General features: G+C 39.9%; 19 protein-coding genes. 9 read left to right on the top strand and 10 right to left on the bottom strand.

What is annotated here, in order from left to right; all coding sequences use genetic code 11:
* Nucleotides 1-10 precede the first annotated feature (10 nt).
* The gene (locus QSE00_RS00180) at nt 11-751 is read left to right on the top strand and encodes a lysophospholipid acyltransferase family protein (protein ID WP_110356196.1); all 741 of its coding nucleotides are present in this window, start codon (nt 11-13) and stop codon (nt 749-751) included.
* Nucleotides 752-801: 50 nt separating this feature from the next.
* Here QSE00_RS00180 and QSE00_RS00175 read toward each other — a convergent pair whose 3' ends face one another.
* The 4 genes from QSE00_RS00175 to recA form a co-directional block, all read right to left on the bottom strand.
* Complete coding sequence (locus QSE00_RS00175; RefSeq protein ID WP_286104428.1) at nt 802-2301, bottom strand: porin family protein; 1500 nt, start codon at nt 2299-2301, stop codon at nt 802-804.
* A gap of 36 nt (nt 2302-2337) precedes the next feature.
* A complete protein-coding gene (locus QSE00_RS00170) occupies nt 2338-2880 on the bottom strand; it encodes an RNA polymerase sigma factor (protein WP_286104427.1) in 543 nt (180 codons plus the stop codon).
* Between the two features lie 20 nt (nt 2881-2900).
* Complete coding sequence (locus QSE00_RS00165) at nt 2901-3374, bottom strand: hypothetical protein (protein WP_110356193.1); 474 nt, start codon at nt 3372-3374, stop codon at nt 2901-2903.
* Nucleotides 3375-3563: 189 nt separating this feature from the next.
* Nucleotides 3564-4571 carry a recombinase RecA gene (recA, locus tag QSE00_RS00160; RefSeq protein ID WP_110356192.1) on the bottom strand — a complete coding sequence of 336 codons (1008 nt, stop codon included), beginning with the start codon at nt 4569-4571 and terminating at the stop codon, nt 3564-3566.
* A 581-nt stretch (nt 4572-5152) separates the two neighbouring features.
* Here recA and trhO point away from each other — a divergent pair.
* The 8 genes from trhO (at nt 5153) to QSE00_RS00120 (ending at nt 13473) form a co-directional block, all read left to right on the top strand.
* Nucleotides 5153-6184 carry an oxygen-dependent tRNA uridine(34) hydroxylase TrhO gene (gene trhO / locus QSE00_RS00155; RefSeq protein ID WP_110356191.1) on the top strand — a complete coding sequence of 344 codons (1032 nt, stop codon included), beginning with the start codon at nt 5153-5155 and terminating at the stop codon, nt 6182-6184.
* 314 nt (nt 6185-6498) lie between these two features.
* Complete coding sequence (locus QSE00_RS00150; protein WP_110356190.1) at nt 6499-7668, top strand: PSP1 domain-containing protein; 1170 nt, start codon at nt 6499-6501, stop codon at nt 7666-7668.
* Nucleotides 7661-8146: a gliding motility lipoprotein GldH gene (locus tag QSE00_RS00145; RefSeq protein WP_110356189.1), complete on the top strand. Its 486-nt coding sequence runs from the start codon at nt 7661-7663 to the stop codon at nt 8144-8146. The genes QSE00_RS00150 and QSE00_RS00145 overlap by 8 nt, the downstream gene beginning before the upstream one ends.
* A gap of 4 nt (nt 8147-8150) precedes the next feature.
* Complete coding sequence (locus QSE00_RS00140; protein ID WP_110356188.1) at nt 8151-10493, top strand: penicillin-binding protein 1A; 2343 nt, start codon at nt 8151-8153, stop codon at nt 10491-10493.
* A 119-nt stretch (nt 10494-10612) separates the two neighbouring features.
* Nucleotides 10613-11314 carry a CoA transferase subunit A gene (locus QSE00_RS00135; RefSeq protein WP_286104425.1) on the top strand — a complete coding sequence of 234 codons (702 nt, stop codon included), beginning with the start codon at nt 10613-10615 and terminating at the stop codon, nt 11312-11314.
* Between the two features lie 33 nt (nt 11315-11347).
* Nucleotides 11348-11713: a four helix bundle protein gene (locus QSE00_RS00130; RefSeq protein ID WP_286104424.1), complete on the top strand. Its 366-nt coding sequence runs from the start codon at nt 11348-11350 to the stop codon at nt 11711-11713.
* A 21-nt stretch (nt 11714-11734) separates the two neighbouring features.
* On the top strand, nt 11735-12388 hold the full coding sequence (locus QSE00_RS00125) for a 3-oxoacid CoA-transferase subunit B (protein ID WP_110356185.1): 654 nt from the start codon (nt 11735-11737) through the stop codon (nt 12386-12388).
* Nucleotides 12389-12939: 551 nt separating this feature from the next.
* Nucleotides 12940-13473 carry a GNAT family N-acetyltransferase gene (locus QSE00_RS00120; protein WP_286104423.1) on the top strand — a complete coding sequence of 178 codons (534 nt, stop codon included), beginning with the start codon at nt 12940-12942 and terminating at the stop codon, nt 13471-13473.
* A 10-nt stretch (nt 13474-13483) separates the two neighbouring features.
* On the opposite strand, the gene QSE00_RS00115 is transcribed toward QSE00_RS00120, so the two are convergent.
* The 6 genes from QSE00_RS00115 to QSE00_RS00090 form a co-directional block, all read right to left on the bottom strand.
* On the bottom strand, nt 13484-14641 hold the full coding sequence (locus QSE00_RS00115) for a methionine aminotransferase (protein WP_286104422.1): 1158 nt from the start codon (nt 14639-14641) through the stop codon (nt 13484-13486).
* A 30-nt stretch (nt 14642-14671) separates the two neighbouring features.
* Nucleotides 14672-15145, bottom strand: a complete 474-nt coding sequence (locus tag QSE00_RS00110) for a very short patch repair endonuclease (RefSeq protein WP_110356182.1) — start codon at nt 15143-15145, stop codon at nt 14672-14674.
* Between the two features lie 102 nt (nt 15146-15247).
* Complete coding sequence (locus QSE00_RS00105) at nt 15248-15994, bottom strand: succinate dehydrogenase/fumarate reductase iron-sulfur subunit (protein ID WP_110356181.1); 747 nt, start codon at nt 15992-15994, stop codon at nt 15248-15250.
* A 37-nt stretch (nt 15995-16031) separates the two neighbouring features.
* The gene (locus QSE00_RS00100; RefSeq protein WP_353477432.1) at nt 16032-16307 is read right to left on the bottom strand and encodes a four helix bundle protein; all 276 of its coding nucleotides are present in this window, start codon (nt 16305-16307) and stop codon (nt 16032-16034) included.
* Between the two features lie 133 nt (nt 16308-16440).
* The gene (locus QSE00_RS00095) at nt 16441-18456 is read right to left on the bottom strand and encodes a fumarate reductase/succinate dehydrogenase flavoprotein subunit (RefSeq protein WP_110356180.1); all 2016 of its coding nucleotides are present in this window, start codon (nt 18454-18456) and stop codon (nt 16441-16443) included.
* A 12-nt stretch (nt 18457-18468) separates the two neighbouring features.
* Nucleotides 18469-19146, bottom strand: a complete 678-nt coding sequence (locus tag QSE00_RS00090) for a succinate dehydrogenase cytochrome b subunit (protein WP_110356179.1) — start codon at nt 19144-19146, stop codon at nt 18469-18471.
* Nucleotides 19147-19391: the final 245 nt, after the last annotated feature.

Raw genomic sequence — 19391 nt, 5'->3', positions numbered from 1 at the left:
TTTTGACGACATGCTATTATTCCTAAAAAAATTAGGCCAGGGGCTTTACCGGATTTGGTTCTATGTTTTAGCGGTCCTTCCTATTTTATTAATGTTTCCTTTCTTGTTGCTATTTACCCTTTCCGAGAAGACATACCCACAATTTTTCTGGATGGCTCGTAATATATGGGCCAACACTATTCTTTATGGTATGGGGTGTTTTCCAGAAATTAAGTGGGAGCAAAGACTAAAAAAGGGCGAAAGTTATATGTTGGTATCCAATCACACCAGTATGCTGGATATTATGCTGATGTTAAAAGTCAGTAAAAACCCTTTTGTGTTCATAGGGAAGAAGGAATTGGTAAAGATTCCACTGTTCGGGTTTTTCTATAAAAGGGTATGTATCTTGGTGGATAGGGAGAGTGCCAAAAGTAGGACTGCGGTTTATAGAAGGGCGCAAAAGAGATTACAACAGGGGTTGAGTATTTGTATTTTTCCAGAGGGCGGGGTGCCCGAGGAACATATTATTTTGGATGATTTTAAGGACGGGGCATTTAAAATGGCCATTGCGCACAACATTCCGGTCGTACCTATGACCTTTTTGGACAACAAAAAACGGTTCTCCTTTACTTTTTATAGTGGAGGTCCGGGAAGATTACGTGTTAAGGTGCATAAATTTTTTACTACTCAAAGTATTAAGGAGTCAGACAAGACTATGCTTCGGGAATCGGTCAGGGCAGTAATATTGAATGAGCTAAAACATTCCAGCTAGACCTACGATTCCCAGGGGCGGTATGCCAGTTGTAGCTGCTTTCTTGGGAGTTAAAACTTTAAAGTGAATCCACTGTATACACCCAAGGAATATGGGTTGAAATTGCCCGAGGTATTGGAAAAAGTATTTAGTTGATATTTAAAAACCGGCTCTACATTAAATTTTAGCTTAGGGGTAAACTTATAATCCAGTCCAAGACCTACATTGGTGCTAAAATTAACGGAATTGACATTATTGGCTTCCCCCACCTCTGTCGTCTGTCCACTAGATTCCAGTACTACCGAATTATCCGTTAGAAAAAGGGAGCTTACTCCTCCAATAATATTAATGCCAAATTTGCGGTCCAAAAGTGCATAATTTAATTCCAAGGGCACTTCCAAATATCCCATTTCTTGCCCCATTGTTCCTAAACGCGTAGGGTTTTTACCGGTTACGTCCATGGCAAATACGGTTCCTGGTTTGGGAATTACATTCTCACTATTTGGGTTATTTAAAATTATGGATTGGGAGTCATTGGAATAATTAATATTACTTATTTGTCTGCCATTTGAGGCATTAAAGGAGGATGTAAAGGAGACGTCGTTGGTATCGTAGCCATAATCAACTTTATGGATACCGGAACGCACGCTTAATTTTTTGGAAATTTCATAGGCTACCGTGATACCATAACTTAGGCTTACGCCCCCCGTTTTGTTATTGGAAGCAAGAATAGAGTTGATAGGCGATCCTTCACCCAAACCATTAAAGTAAACTGGAGCGATACTTGGGCCTGCAGACCACCTTCCATCGCGGGTTTCCTCAACTTTAACGACCTCATTTTCTTCGATGGCCTCTAGAATTGATTTTTTATTTGAAGGACGGTCTTCGGAGACTACCTCCGGAGTATTCCCAATGGGCTTGTTTTCATTGTTGTTCTCCTGATGTACAATAGCTTCCTCAGTGGTAATGGACAGGTCTTTTTTGGGTAATGTATCGCTCCCTATCCCTGGTTGAATAGTAAGGGCAGGGTTTTGGCTTACTGTTTTATCAAGACGTTTTGCGTCTTTATTATTTTCTGCCAATTCCTTGGTTACAGGGGTGGGGGCAGTGGTGTTCTTTAAACCTTCTTCTGGATCGTGGTTTTTTGCATTTTCCTCGGCAATTATGCTTCTATTGTTGGTTAGGGGAATGTTGGTTTTGTCCACAGCAGTTTGGCGGGTTTTTTCCATTTGATTTTCCTCTGAAGTTTTTCCTTCATTATTGGTGATGCTGCTGGCTTCAATGGAAGATTCCTTTAAGGTGTTGGAGTCCTTGGTATTTCGGGTATTGTTTTCTACATCCGTAATAATGGGTGCTACCGATTCGGAAGTGGAAAAAGGATTGATCGCAAGAAATAGGATGGCAAGTATTGCTGCCACACCGCCAACTTTCCACCAAAGGGGAACAAGCTTTCGCGATCGTTTCTTATTATCCAAGGAAGCGGCTATGGAATCCCAAACTTTTTCGTCGGGAATTTCTTGGAAGTTGGCCAACTTCTCTTGAAATAATTTGTCTAAATTATTTTCACTCATGTTTTTAATTGTTCAGCAGGGATTACAAATGGGAGGTTACCCTTCCATTATAATTCGAGCTTTATTTGCCTCAATTTTTTCCTTTAATATCATTCTTGCCCGGGCAAGATTGGATTTGGAAGTCCCTAGGGACGTTCCTAACATTTCACTGATCTCTTTGTGGCTATAACCATCCAACACATAAAGGTTGAAGGTTAAGCGGTATTTATTTGGAAGCTCTTGCACATAACTTAGCAAGGTGGCCAAATCCAAGTTTAAATAGCCCGAATCTTCTGGCACTTCATCCTCTATATTATCTGTAACCAGTGTTAAGGTTTCCTCTTTTCTATATTTTTGAAGTACCGTATTTACTGTTATTCGCTTAATCCAGCCTTCAAAGGAACCTTGGTGTTTAAACTGGTCTATTTTATTGTAGATAGTCATAAAACTATCATGCAGATTGTCCTCGGCCTCCGTTTTATTGCGAGAGTATTTGAGACAAATGCCGAACAGTATCCGGGAATAATCCCGGTATAACTGTTCTTGTGCTTGTCTGTTCCCTTTTTTGCAATTATTTATGAGCTCTACCAGATTACTCAAAATATGGATTGGGTTATTTACTAATTCTTTAAATTGGTCGCGCCCATAACACTTTCGGGTGCTATTATTGCCGAACTATCTTCGTTGACTGGCACTGTAATTTCTAAATATGTTGGTTCCCCATCGGCATCCTCACCTGTCCAATATCTAAACAAATAAGGCTCATCATATAAGACCTCAAAGTTAAATGTTGCCACTAATTCTTCCCCACTACCGGAACATTCCTCTTCCTCTTCAATGACGGTACCAATAGTGACCACCTTTCTAGTTGTTAAACCTTCCTTTACAACATCAAAACCTTCGAAAAAGGTACAATTATTCGGCCTAAAGTAAGTAACTTTTATTTTATAAATTTCACCGTAATCAAATGCCTCCGGCATTTCTACAGATTTCACCTGTAGGGCTTCAAAATGATAGTTAACATCATCATCTATGTCGCACGATGTGAATAGTGTAAAAGAGGCAACAAGCAGCAAAAAGAATACTCGTTTCATGTTCTTAATATTTATTTAGTTTTAAAATGGTTTTGGAAACCTATTTTACCTAAAAAATATGAACGGACATATTTTGATTTTTAGGTACAAGCAGGTTTCATAACAATTGCTTTTGTTAATAAGATGTAAAGGGTAATTAAAGGTTGCGTGTAGAAATAAAAAATCCCGAAGAGATCGGGATTTTTAGGTTTATGACTTTACTGTTTTAATGGCTTCTTTAATTTTGCCTTCCAGTTCTTCGAGTAGTTCGGGATTATCCAGCAGCAAATTTTTTACGGCATCCCTGCCCTGGCCCAGTTTGGTGTCCCCGTAACTAAACCAGGATCCACTTTTCTTGATAATTTCAAATTCAACACCCAAGTCGATTATTTCCCCTACTTTGGAAATACCTTCCCCGTACATAATATCGAATTCGGCGGTCCGGAATGGAGGGGCAACCTTGTTCTTGACCACTTTTACCCGGGTCTTGTTTCCTTGTACATCACCATCGGTATCCTTAATTTGGGTAGATCTTCTTATATCCAAACGGACGGAGGCGTAAAACTTAAGGGCGTTACCACCAGTGGTTGTTTCCGGATTGCCAAACATAACCCCAATTTTTTCACGCAATTGGTTAATAAAGATTACGGTACAGTTTGTTTTACTGATAGAACCAGTAAGCTTTCGCAAGGCCTGTGACATTAATCGGGCATGAAGCCCCATTTTTGAGTCGCCCATTTCTCCTTCAATTTCACTCTTAGGGGTCAATGCGGCAACCGAGTCGATAACAACAATGTCGATAGCCCCGGAACGTATAAGGTTATCTGCTATTTCCAAAGCTTGTTCACCGTGATCGGGTTGGGAAATGATCAGGTTATCTATGTCTACACCAAGCTTTTGGGCGTAAAAACGGTCAAAGGCATGTTCCGCATCTATAAAAGCTGCGATGCCTCCATTTTTTTGGGCCTCTGCCATGGCGTGAAGCGTAAGTGTGGTTTTACCAGAGGATTCGGGTCCGTAAATTTCAATTACCCTTCCTCGTGGATAGCCTCCAACACCAAGTGCTACATCCAAGCCCAAAGAACCCGATGATATCACTTCTACGTCCTGCACTACACTATCGCCCATCTTCATTACGGCACCTTTGCCATAAGTTTTATCCAATTTATCCAGGGTAAGTTTAAGTGCTTTTAATTTTGCGTCTTTTTCGGAACTCATTTACATATCATATTAGGGACGCTAAAATACCAATTCTTTTTGCATTAAACCACCTATGGAGTGGATTTTATGTGAAGATATTCGGCAATTATTTTGTTCAGCCTAAGATTTTTGAATCTTCCGAAATTTATTTTAACACCTTTATTTAAAGGGTCTTACAGAATTTGTATGGCCCATTTTAGCTGCTTTTTTACAATAAGACTAAATTATTGGAGCTTTTGGACGCAACCTTTTTTTATTTGTTGCATCTAAAAAGTAACTAACTCAAATTAGGTTGCTTATTGTTCTGGTAAAACAATAAGGGTTGTGGGTCAATATTTTATTGTAATTCTATGAAAAAGAAAAATCAATATTGACCTTAAAAAGGGTCTTGATAACATCGAGATCCTTTTTTGTTTTATATACAGCCTGTATTAATTCTAAAGCCCATGTTTTTGTTTCATATTTCTTAAATGTAAGGTTACAAAGTGTTTTATGTCTTCCTGGGATTCAAAAAACAGGCATATTCCTTTTAATCCCGCCCTATAAATCTTATTTTTGCGGCCTTAAAACAATTCTTTAACTTAAAATATTAGTATAGTATGCAACTGTACAATACCTTAAGTGCAAAGGAAAGGGAGGCTCTAATAGAGGAGGCCGGATTGGACCGCCTCACCATTTCTTTCTATAAATATGCACGTATTGGCAATCCGTCAATTTTCCGTAATCATTTATTTATTCATTGGAACGAACTGGACGTTTTGGGCCGTATTTATGTGGCCCATGAAGGTATAAATGCCCAATTATCTGTTCCTGCCGTTAATTTCAATGCCTTCAAGGCCCATTTGGACAGCATCACCTTTTTGGAAAATGTTAGGTTGAACATCGCTATTGAACAGGATAACAAATCATTTTTAAAACTAAAGGTGAAGGTCCGCGAAAAAATCGTGGCCGATGGTTTAAATGACGATTCCTTTGATGTTACCAATAAGGGAATCCATGTTGATGCCGTAAAATTTAATGAACTTATTGAAGATTCCGATACCATTTTGGTAGACATGCGGAATCATTACGAAAGTGAAATAGGGCATTTTAAAAATGCCATTACCCCGGATGTGGATACGTTTAGGGATTCTTTGGATATCATAGAGAAGGATCTTGCAGATTATAAAGAGGACAAAAAATTGGTCATGTACTGTACCGGTGGTATTAGGTGCGAAAAGGCCAGTGCATATTATAAACACAAGGGCTTTAAAAATGTATATCAGCTTGAAGGTGGTATTATCGAATACACCCGCCAGGTGAATAATCTTAATTTGGAGAATAAGTTCCTTGGTAAAAACTTTGTTTTTGACCACCGTAGGGGAGAACGCATTACAGATGATGTTATAGCCAACTGCCATCAATGCGGTAACCCATGCGACAATCATGTAAATTGCGCCAATGAGGCCTGTCATTTGCTTTTTATTCAATGCGACGACTGTGCCGAGGCCATGAACCATTGCTGTTCTTTGGAATGTAAGGAAATACATGAACTCCCTTTTGAGGAACAAAAACGTCTTAGAAAGGGAAAAGTGGTGAGCAATAAGATTTTTAAAAAGGGTCGTTCCGAGGTTTTAAAGTATAAGAAGTAGTTTTTTGTTGAGGTTTCAGGCCAAAAAAGGCTTAGTTTTATCCATAACGAAGAGATTGTTTTTTTGAAGGGTGATTTAATTTTTTCTGAATTAATTGCCTCAAAAAAACAGTAGTATTTTTAAAATAATTTAGTCAAAGATTAAGTTGGAAATCTCCTTCTTGGGATTATTTTTCCTTGTTTAATGGCAGCTTTAGGTTGACAATGGAACTCTTTCTTTTCATCGCATTAAAAAAACACTATCTTTACGTTTAATAATTTTATGAACCTTTTTTAGTAAAAGTGTTACATTTTTACTAAACCAAGATACGAAATATGGGTTGTAGCAGTTGTTCAACCGGTAAGGACGGACAGCCAAAGGGATGCAAGAACAATGGTACTTGTGGCACTGATGGCTGTAATAAATTGACGGTATTTGATTGGCTTTCCAATATGTCACTGCCAAATGGGGAAAAACCATTTGATTGTGTGGAAGTCCGTTTTAAAAATAGCAGAAAAGAATTCTTCAGAAATTCCGAAAATCTTTCACTTTCCATTGGTGATATAGTGGCTACACAGGCTTCTTCCGGTCATGATGTGGGAATGGTTACACTTACCGGGGAATTGGTAAGGGTGCAAATGAAGAAGAAAAAAGAGGATTACAATAATCCGGAACTTCCCAAACTTTACCGAAAGGCTTCCCAAAAGGACATCGATATTTGGCAAAAATGTAGGGATAGGGAAGAGGAAATTAAAAAGAGGGCCAGGGAAATAGCCATTGTTCTTAAACTACAGATGAAAATCTCGGATGTGGAATTTCAAGGAGATGGTTCCAAGGCTACCTTTTATTATACAGCGGAGGAACGGGTAGATTTCCGACAGTTGATCAAGGACATGGCCAAGGCTTTTGGTATCCGCATTGAAATGAGGCAAATTGGCTACCGTCAAGAAGCCCAACGTTTGGGAGGAATAGGTTCCTGTGGAAGGGAATTGTGCTGCTCTACATGGCTTACCGATTTTAGGTCGGTAAGTACTTCGGCGGCCCGCTATCAGCAGTTGTCGCTTAATCCCCAAAAACTTGCAGGGCAATGTGGTAAGCTTAAATGCTGCCTTAATTACGAATTGGACGTTTATTTGGATGCCCTAAAGGATTTTCCAGGCCAGGATACCAAACTTTTCACCGAAAAAGGAATGGCCTTCTGTCAGAAAGTAGATATTTTTAAAGCTACACTTTGGTTTTCCTATAAGGACGAACCTGCCAATTGGCATGTCTTATCCAAAGACCAGGTTTTGGAGGTCATGGAAAAGAACAAGAAGCGGGAGAAAGTAGCCAGTTTGGAGGAATATGCGGTTGACAATGTTCAGGAGGTTGAAAAGGTATTTGAGAATGTGGTAGGACAGGATAGCCTAACGCGATTCGATACCCCAAAGAAGAGAAGGTCCAATAGGAATAATAAGAAAAAAAAGCGAAGCAATTATAAAAAAAGGCCTACCAACAATGCTTAAGAGTTTAGGGGTATTTTTTTTAGTAATTTTTATGGTTTCCTGCGATATGCAAACCGTAAAGTCCGATTATAGTCCAACACAGAATGGACGATGGAATAGGGATAGTGTGGTAAAATTTTCCTTCCAAGAGCTGGATACACTCCAAAAGTATAATATGTTCATCAACCTGAGAAATGATGGGACATACCCCTACAGCAACCTTTTTTTAATTGCGGAGTTAAAGTTTCCCAATGGCGATGTGGTAAGGGATACTTTGGAATATGAAATGGCCAAACCTGACGGAGAGTGGTTGGGAACGGGCTATGGCAGTTTAAAGGAAAACAAATTATGGTATAAGGAAAACGTCGTTTTTCCAGCTTCAGGCGTATATACATTAGAAATTTCCCATGCCATGCGTAAAAATGGCCAAGTAGATGGAATAGTGGAATTGGAAGGTATTACCGATGTGGGGTACCTAATCGAAAAAAGTAATCAGTAGGCTTATGGCAACAGCTACCAAAAAGAAGAAAAAAAGCAACAACAATTTTTTTAAGTTCATTAAGTGGTTTTGGATTCTCTTTTTTATAGGGGTTTTTTCCGGAGTTATGATTTTCCTTTTAGCTTCCTGGGGTGCCTTTGGAGCCATGCCGGAATATGAGCGCTTGGAAAATCCACAGACCAACTTGGCCAGTGAAATTATTTCCTCTGATGGAGAAACATTGGGCAAATTCTATTTGGACGACAATAGGACCGATGTAGACTATGAGGAGTTGCCGAAAACCTTGGTACAGGCTTTGGTGGCTACCGAAGATGCCCGTTATTATGAGCATTCGGGAATAGATGCAAGGGGAACACTAAGGGCCTTTGCCTATTTGGGTAAAAAGGGTGGGGCCAGTACCATATCCCAACAATTGGCAAGACAATTGTTTGTAGGGGTACGTTCCAAGAATATTTTCGAGACCATTACCCAAAAAATAAAAGAGTGGGTACTTGCCATTAGGTTGGAACGCAGTTATACCAAAGAAGAAATTATTAAGATGTATCTTAATATATACGATTTTAACTATAATGCCGATGGTATTAGATCTGCTTCCCGTATTTATTTTGGTAAAGAGCCTAAAAACCTAAAAATTGAAGAGTCTGCAGTTCTGGTGGGTATGCTTAAAAATTCTTCTTATTACAATCCTATCCGACGTGAAGAATTGGTCTTTAATCGAAGAAATACGGTTTTGTCCCAGATGGCGAAATATGATTATATAACCGAAAAGCAGAAGGATTCCTTACAGGCCTTGAAAATGGATATTAATTTTAGCCCTGAATCCCATCGAGAAGGATTGGCTACCTATTTTAGGATGTACCTTCAAGGGTTTATGAACAGATGGATTAAAGATAACCCCAAGCCGGCCTTGAAAGGAGAAAGTGATAAATGGAACATTTATTTGGACGGGTTGCGTATTTACACCACCATAGATTCGCGCATGCAAAAAAATGCGGAGGATGCGGTGGCAGAACATATGAAGCGGCTACAAGCCGAGTTTTTTCATCAAAACACCCCTGACCGTAATAAAACGGCACCCTTTATCCAAGAGGTTGATGGGGAAATTGATCGGATTATGGAGAGAGCTATTAAATCCTCGCACAGATGGCACAACTTAAAGGATCAGGGAAAAAGTGAAAAGGAAATAAGGGCTTCCTTTAACGAGCCGGTGGAGATGACCGTTTTTGATTGGAACAGTGAAACCAAGGAAAAAGATACGGTAATGACGCCCATGGACTCTATTAAGTACTATAAATCCTTTTTAAAGACGGCCATGATGTCCATGGAACCACAAACGGGACATGTAAAAGCCTGGGTAGGCGGTATAGATTATAAACATTTTCAGTATGACAATGTTATCCAAGGAGCAAGGCAGGTAGGATCTACATTTAAACCTTTTGTTTATGCTGCCGCCATTGACCAATTGCGTCTTTCGCCCTGTGATATACTTCCGGACAATCAATATTGTATTGAAGCTAATAAACACGGGAATCCAGATCCTTGGTGTCCAAAGAATTCAGATGGTAAATATTCCGGGGAAATGCTTACCCTTAAAAATGCTTTGGCCAATTCAGTGAATACTATCACTGCCCAATTGATTGATAGGGTGGGGCCCAAAGCAGTGGTATCTATAGCCAAAAATCTGGGAATTACAGGGGACATACCGGAAGTACCTTCCATTGCCTTGGGAACTGCAGACCTTAATGTATATGAGATGGTGGGGGCCTACGGTACCTTTGCCAATCAAGGGGTATACGTTAAACCGGTCATGGTAACCAGGATTGAGGACAAGAATGGTACGGTACTCTACGAGTATGTGCCGGAAACCAAAGATGTATTGAGCAAGGATGTGTCCTATGCCATGCTAGATCTTATGTCAGGGGTAACCCAAGGGGGATCTGGGACAAGATTAAGAACCACAGGAGCAGAGAAATATAGGCCGGAATATAAGGAGATCATAACAGGTTATCCATATGAATTTAAAAACCCAATTGCCGGTAAAACGGGTACTACCCAGAACCAAAGTGACGGTTGGTTTATGGGAATGGTCCCCAACCTGGTAACCGGAGTATGGGTAGGCGGAGATGACAAGGCCGTTCATTTTAGGACCATTACCTACGGACAGGGAGCTTCCATGGCTTTGCCAATTTGGGGCTTGTATATGAAAAAGAATTATGCCAACAAGGAATTGGGTATTTCCGATGGGGAATTTGAAAAGCCGGAGAATTTATCCATAAATGTGGATTGCTCCAAAGCATCAATGGAGGAGGACAATAAAATAGATATAGAGGACGATTTGGATTTTTAGTACCAAAAAAAATTATAGCCTAAATGCCCTTGCTTTTATCAAAAAGTTAAGGGCATTTTTCGTTAAAAACCCTTATTTTAGAAAGAGCAAGTTAATAAGTTAAATTAAGAAGGTTTTATATGATACGAAAAACAGTTGCCAACGTGGAGGAGGCCCTGGAAGGGGTAAAGGACGGTATGACTCTTATGCTCGGAGGATTTGGATTATGTGGTATTCCAGAAAATACGATTGCGGAATTGGTGAAGATGGGGGTCAAAGATTTAACTTGTATTTCCAATAATGCCGGAGTGGACGATTTTGGTCTAGGGCTCTTGTTGCACAAAAGACAGATAAAGAAAATGATCTCTTCGTATGTGGGGGAGAATGATGAGTTTGAACGGCAAATGTTGAGCGGCGAATTGGACGTTGAATTGACCCCACAAGGTACGTTAGCGGAGAAATGTAGGGCCGCACAGGCCGGTTTCCCCGCCTTTTATACCCCAGCTGGTTATGGAACCGAAGTGGCGGAAGGCAAAGAGACAAGGGAGTTCAATGGAAAGATGTATGTGCTGGAAGAAGCCTATAAGGCCGATTTTTCATTTGTCAAGGCCTGGAAGGGCGATGAGGCGGGGAATTTAATATTTAAGGGAACTGCCCGAAACTTTAACCCGGCCATGAGCGGCGCTGCCAAGATTACCGTGGCCGAGGTGGAGGAGTTGGTGCCGGCAGGACAGTTGGATCCCAACCAAATCCATGTCCCTGGAATTTTTGTGCAACGTATCTTCCAAGGTAAGAATTACCAGAAAAGAATTGAACAGTTGACAATACGGAAAATTAATTGATTTGAAAGTTATCGGATTTGAAAATTTGATAATATGAGGAATGATAGGGAAAATTTAATAGTTAAGAAAACATTTGATTTCTCCTTGCAAATTATTGAATATTGTGAGCAACTTCGAACTTTAGATAAGTATGAAATGGCATCTCAATTGTTTAAAAGTGGAACTTCTATTGGAGCAAATTCATGGGAGGCTCAAAATGGGGAGAGTTCTGCCGACTTTATACATAAATTTAAAATTGCGGCTAAAGAGGCTGATGAAACTTTATATTGGATAGAACTTTGCCAGGCCTCAAGGCACTATCCAAATCCGCAAGAAGAACTTTTTTCGGAGTTAAAATCTATTATTCGAATTATCTCGAAAATTATAGGCACAAGCAAACGTGCCAAATTATCAAATTAACTAATTATCAAATCAACAATTATGTTGGACAAAAACGGAATAGCAAAACGCATTGCAAAGGAAGTGAAGGACGGATATTATGTAAACCTAGGAATCGGGATACCTACCTTGGTGGCCAATTTTGTAAGGGACGATATAAGTGTGGAATTTCAAAGTGAAAACGGGGTGTTGGGTATGGGGCCGTTTCCGTATGAAGGGGAAGAGGATGCCGACATTATCAATGCAGGCAAACAGACCATCACAACCCTGCCAGGAGCCTCGTTTTTCGACTCTGTAACGAGCTTTGGGATGATTCGGGGTCAACATGTAGATCTCACAATTTTGGGAGCCATGGAGGTTTCTGGGAATGGGGATATTGCCAATTGGAAAATTCCGGGAAAAATGGTCAAGGGAATGGGCGGGGCTATGGACCTGGTGGCTTCTGCAGAGAACATCATTGTTGCCATGATGCATACCAATAGGGCTGGTGAATCCAAGTTGTTAAAGAAATGCACTTTGCCATTAACCGGAGTTGGGTGTGTAAAAAAAATTGTGACCAATTTGGCCGTACTGGATGTAACTCCCGACGGATTTAAATTGTTGGAAAGGGCACCTGGTGTTAGCGTCGATGAGATAGTGAAAGCTACTGAAGGGAATTTAATTGTAGAAGGCGATATCCCAGTGATGGATATTTAACGGGTCTGTTCAATTAAGTATCTCCTATTTTATTAGTGAAACTCAATTTTGAGAAGTCAGTAATACGCACTTAAAATTGCAAGTTGACACTATCCCGCATTTTTCGGCGGGATCTAGGTACAATACCTTATATTGAATTTTATCATACGCTAAAATGAAAAGTCGCTATTTAACATTTTGGAGAGGGTTATTTATCGATCTAATTAACTATTTTTATACGCATACAACAATTACTGTATATTTCACAACAATTTTTTAAATGTTGCGTTAATCTGATTTATATTGCAATCATTAACAGAAGTTAAACCCCAAATTTAACAACTACTAAACCTAAATTATTATGGAAGCCCAAATTAACCACACCCGTACACAAAAGGAAATTCAAGTTTATCGCAATGACTTTTTTACAGGCATTGTACGATTGACCAAAAAATTATTTATGCTGTAGGCATAAATCAATAGCTTATAAAAGGAGCACTTCTTTAGAGGAGTGCTCCTTTTTTTGTTTTCATCCTAGTGAAAAGTCGTATTTTAGGAAGAAAAGCAAAGCAATGAAACTACATTTGAGGCCGTGCTCCATCAGCGATTTGGAAGTTTTGGCTAAACTAGGCAGAAGGACTTTTATAGAGGCTTTTGAAAAGGACAATAAGCCGCAGGATTTTAAGGAATATCTTAAAACTTCTTTTGGAGAGGATACGCTTCTAAAGCAGTTACGGGATATTAATTCTTCCTTTTATTTTATATATAGGGATTCCAGCTTGGTGGGATATATAAAATTAAATGAAAATGAATCCCAAACGGATATTAGGGATAGTTGTTCCATGGAGTTGGAACGGATCTACGTGCTGGCCGAATTTCAAGGCCAAGGAATTGGGGAGTGGATAGTACGGCAGGTAATGTCCATTGCAAAAGCCAAAAATAGGTTGTATGTGTGGCTTGGTGTTTGGGAGGACAATCCTAAAGCTATTAAATTTTATCAAAGAATGGGGTTCTATAAGTTTGGTAGTCATCCTTATTTTATTGGCAATGATGGGCAAACGGATTGGTTAATGCGATTGGACCTACAGGAGGGAGTGTCTATATAGATTCCATATACTACAGCTTACATAGTATTTCGGTGGCCTTTTCCAAAGTTTCGTTGGTCTTGGCGAAACAGAATCGTACTAGATGTTTGTCAATTCCCTTGGTATTAAAGCCTGAAATGGGAATACTGGCTATACGATGTTCTGTAACCAGGCGTTCGGCAAAGGCTTCGTCAGGTTCTTGGCTAATACCACTATAATCCACTAATTGGAAGTAGGTACCTTGGGAAGGTTTTATTTTAAACCTTGAAGAAGATAGTCCTTCTAGGAATAGATTTCGCTTTTCTTGATAAAATTGGTTGAGGCCTAAATAATGTTGGGGTTCTTTTAAATAAGAGGCTAAGGCTTTTTGAACGGCATGATCCGCACTAAACACATTAAACTGGTGGGTTTTACGAAATTCGTGCATTAGTTCGGCCGGGCCTGCGCAATATCCCATTTTCCATCCGGTTATATGGAATGTTTTTCCAAAGGAACCACATACAAAAGTACGGGAGGCAAGTCCGTCAAATTTTGAGGCACTTTCATGTACAAGGCCATCAAAGATAATATGCTCGTAGACTTCATCACTAATGACGATTATATCTGTTTTGTCAAGGCTCTGCTGTAATTGAAGCATATCTTCCTTGGAGAAGATTGTACCGCTTGGATTGTGAGGAGTGTTGATGATGACCATTTTGGTTTTGGAGGTAATCTTGGAACGGAATTCCTGCCAATCTACCTTAAAATCCGTATTGCTTAGTTGAACAAATACAGGAATGCCCCCATTGACCTCAATGGCGGGCTCATAACAGTCGTATGCTGGTTTAATGACCATAACCTCATCACCATGGCCAATAAACGTTGTGATAATGGTAAAAATGGCCTGTGTGGCTCCGATGGTTACTGTTATTTCATTATCTGGGTTATAGCGCCGGCCATATAATTGCTCCAACTTCTTTGAAATCCCTTCCCTAAGTTCCATTACCCCTGCCATAGGGGCATATTGATTGTATCCTTGTTTCATGGCTTGGGATACCAAGTCTATTAGGGTAGGATCGGGCTCAAAATTGGGGAACCCTTGTGAAAGATTTATTGCCTCGTGTTTCTGAGCCAATTGCCCCATTGTAGTAAAAATCGTAGTTCTTACATTAGGAAGCTTAGAGAATATTTTGTGATTGTATTTGGGCATTGGAGCGCGTTTGAATTTGTAATTGGCAAATTAGTTTTGCTGTGATTGTAAATGTTGAATTACCTGATTTAGACATAGATCCAATTCTTTCTTAATCTCCCGTTCCCAAAAACGGAATACGGTATAGCCCATTTGTTGTAATTCTTGGTTTACTTCCCTATCGCGTTGAATATTGCGTTCAATTTTTGGAATCCAGAACTCTTTGTTTGTTTTAATCCTTTGTTTCCGCTCCTCCCAATTATACCCGTGCCAATATTCGCCATCAATGAAGATGGCGGTTTTATATTTATTTAGGACAATGTCCGGTTTGCCAATCAATTTCTTGTAATCTACCCTATATCTATATCCTGCCGCCCATAGGGCTTTTCTAAATTTGAGTTCGGGAATGGTGTTTTTACCTCTAATTTTTCCCATGATCTTAGAACGCTCAGGGGTGGTATAAAAACCGGACTCCTCATTAAAACGCGGAACGATTATCCTTTCTTCCTTATATTTTTTTGGCATATTTAAAGATACTGGATTTTCCAGAACTGGATAAAGAAAAACCCCATTCCTGAAAAGGGATGGGGTCTGTTTCTGTAGAAAATAAATTATATTTTAATACTACTATCCTTTTATGCTTGCGGCAAAGAACTCCCTGTTCATACGGGCAATGTTTTCCAAGGATATTCCTTTAGGACATTCTACTTCACAAGCCCCTGTATTGGTACAGTTTCCAAATCCTTCCAAATCCATTTGCGCGACCATATTCTTCACTCGGTCCGTAGCTTCAATACGTCCTTGTGGAAGTAGGGCATATTGGGATACTTTTGCCCCAACAAACAACATGGCCGAGGAATTTTTACAACTTGCTACACAGGCGCCACAACCAATACAGGTAGCGGCATCCATGGCCGTATCCGCTGCGTGCTTATCAATTGGAATGGCATTGGCATCCTGGGTATTTCCAGAGGTGTTGACGGAAATAAAACCACCGGCCTGTTGAATCCGATCAAAGGAACTACGGTCTACCACCAAATCCTTGATTACCGGAAAGGCTTTTGCCCTAAACGGCTCAATAGTAATGGTGTCGCCATCCTTGAACATTCGCATATGTAATTGGCAGGTAGTAACCCCTCTATCCGGACCATGGGCTTCCCCGTTGATGTACATGGAGCACATACCGCAAATACCTTCGCGACAGTCATGGTCAAAAGCAACAGGTTCTTCGCCTTTGTTGGTGAGCTGTTCGTTCAAAACATCCATCATCTCAAGGAATGACATATGTTCTGAAATCTCGGTCACCTTATATTCGACCATTTTACCTTTGTCCTGTGGTCCTTTCTGTCTCCAAATTTTTAATGTAAGATTCATTCTTATAGTTTATTAGCCAAAAGCCAATAGGCATTAGTTACTTGTCTATCGATTTAATGAAGGCGTTTAACATTTTACTTTCTTCGGTTATTAAAACTTGTATTCTATTATAACTATCGGTTGAAATAAAGTTTAATTCTTTAGCAATTATTAATTGGGTTTCCAATTCCAATAAAGATCCTCTTGAAATTTTTAAGAATTGAATATAATTCTCAGTGTAATTCCGACCCCATCCTTCGGCAATATTTGAAGGTATTGATATAGAGGAACGTTTAATTTGACTTTGTAAACCGAATAACTCGTCATTTGGGATTTATTGGCATAATAAATAAATTTCCTTAACGATATCTATTCCTTTTTGCCAGATCAGCAAGTCTTTATACGTTCTTACTTCATTCATATGGGCAACCTCCATTTATTTTTGGCTAATGCCTATTGTCTTTTGCCTATTTATAACTTCTTTGTTTTAATTCTATATCCTTAAATTCCAATTGTTCCTTGTGCAAAACGGCCTCTGAAGGTTCTCCTTTGAATTCCCAAGCAGCTACAAAAGCATAATCTTTATCGTTACGTTTTGCTTCCCCTTTTTGCTCTCCATCAATTTCCACGGATTCTTCACGGAAATGTCCTCCACACGATTCCTCCCGCATTAAGGCATCCTTGGCAAACAATTCGCCCAATTCCAAGAAATCCGCCACGCGTCCTGCTTTCTCCAATTCCGGATTCATTTCATTGGCTGATCCAGGAACCTTTACTTCCTTATAAAATTCTTCACGTATCGCCTTAATTTCTGACATGGCTTCTTTTAGGCCTTCAGCGTTACGGGACATACCACATTTGTCCCACATAACTTTGCCCAAGCGTTTATGGAAATAATCAACTGAATGGGTTCCATTGTTGTTGACAAAGAAGTTGATCCTATCCGTTACTTCCTTTTCGGCTTGATCAAATTCCGGCGTATCTGTAGGAATTTTTCCAGTCCTAATTTCATGGGAAAGATAATCCCCTATAGTGTACGGGAGCACAAAATAACCATCGGCCAAGCCTTGCATTAAGGCAGATGCTCCCAAACGGTTGGCACCGTGATCTGAAAAATTGGCTTCCCCAATACAGTAAAGGCCTTCTACGGTAGTCATTAGATTGTAATCTACCCAAACACCCCCCATGGTATAGTGGGTTGCGGGATAGATCATCATTGGGGTCTTGTATGGATTTTCGTCTACGATTTTTTCGTACATCTGAAACAGGTTCCCATATTTCTCCTCCACTACTGCTTCGCCAAGTGCTGTAATTTTTTCTTTGGTTGGATTTTGTATACCATGGATTTTGGCCTGTTCCAAGCCATACCTTTCAATGGCGGATTTAAAATCCAGATACACGGCTTCTCCAGTGGCATTAACGCCGTAACCGGCATCACACCTTTCTTTTGCAGCTCTGGAAGCCACATCACGTGGTACCAAGTTTCCAAAAGCAGGATATCTTCTTTCCAAATAGTAGTCCCTTTGTTCCTCGCTCAATTGGGTTGGTTTTAATTTTCCTTCCCTAATGGCCAATACATCTTCCATGTTTTTAGGAACCCATATACGGCCATCGTTACGCAATGACTCGGACATTAAGGTCAATTTGGATTGATAATCTCCGGACCGAGGGATACAGGTTGGGTGAATTTGGGTATAACATGGGTTGGCAAAAAAGGCCCCCTTTTTATGTATTTTCCAAGCCGCTGTGGCGTTGGACCCCATGGCATTGGTAGAAAGGAAGTATACGTTGCCATAACCCCCCGATGCAATTACTACAGCGTGTGCCGAATGGCGTTCTATTTCACCGGTAACCAAGTTACGGGCAATAATACCACGTGCTTTGCCATCCACCTTTACAACATCGAGCATTTCATGCCTGTTATACATTTCAATTTTACCACGGGCAATCTGCCGGTTCATGGCAGAATAGGCTCCTAACAATAATTGTTGGCCCGTTTGCCCTTTGGCATAAAACGTTCGGGATACCAATACTCCACCAAAAGAACGGTTGTCCAATAATCCACCATAATCCCTTGCAAAAGGGACACCCTGTGCCACACATTGATCTATTATATTGGCCGAAACCTCTGCCAAACGGTACACGTTGGCCTCTCGGGAACGGTAATCCCCTCCCTTTACTGTATCATAAAACAAACGATAGATAGAATCGCCATCCCCTTGATAGTTTTTTGCGGCATTTATACCCCCTTGGGCAGCAATGGAATGCGCTCTACGTGGTGAATCTTGATAGCAGAACGCCTTAACCCTATAGCCTAGCTCGGCTAGGGTTGCCGCGGCAGAACCCCCTGCAAGGCCGGTACCAACAACAATAACGTCGATGTTTCGCTTATTGGCAGGATTTACCAAGTTTATTTTATCCTTATAGGTAGTCCATTTATCCTTTAATGGGCCTTTTGGTATTTTAGAATCCAATACAGACATAGAATTGTATTATTAATGGTTAAAATGGTGAAAAAGTGCAATGAAAATAAATCCTAATGGAATTAAAACAGCGTATGCCTTTCCAAATCCTTTTAACCCTTTTACATATTTATTGTTGGCACCAACAGACTGAAATGCTGAACTAAAGCCATGTAGTAGGTGCAATGATAGAAAAACGAAACCTAAGCAATAAAGGGCAACCCTCCATATAGGTTCAAATTTATGGGTAAGTTCTTCATAATAACGAAAACCTTCCCCATCGGCCAATAGACCGGACATATCTCCTTGTATATATTTAGTGTTGATTTCTGGAAACCAGAAATCCAAGAAATGAATAATTAAGAAAACAAGGATAAAGCCACCGCTCCAGATCATATTCCTACTCATCCAAGTGGAATTGGCAGCACCGTTATTTTTGGCATAATTAATGGCACGGGCGTTCCTGTTTTTTATTTCCAACACAAATCCCATTACAAAGTGATAGATCACCCCAAAGAGCAGTACGGGTTGCAAGGCATATTGAACCAAGGCATTGGTGCCCATAAAATGGGAGGTTTCATTAAAGGTATCCGGACTAAACACGGATAGGATGTTAATGGCAAAATGTTGAAGGATAAAAATCATTAGAAAAAAGGCGGAAAGGGCCATAGTGTACTTTCTGCCTATAGAAGAGTTTAAAAATCCACTCATTATTTATTTGTTTTGATGGCAAATTTACTCTACAATCGAATTATTAACAAACTTTGTTGAATTTATGTACAGTATTTAGAACCAATTTAAAGAATTCCACAATAATAGATCGGAAATTACTTGAAAATCTTCTTGGTTCAGTGGATATAATAGTTGGGAAACGGCATATTTTCCTTGATACACTATTCCCAAAGCGTCCTGATAATCGGCTTAATTCCGCTATTAAAAGGTGGTATAAGAGGTAT

The sequence above is a fragment of the Arenibacter flavimaris genome (genome assembly GCF_030291335.1).
GTDB lineage: Bacteria > Bacteroidota > Bacteroidia > Flavobacteriales > Flavobacteriaceae > Arenibacter.
Note: the sequence above shows the minus strand (reverse complement) of the source record. Positions and strands in the feature narration are given on the sequence as shown.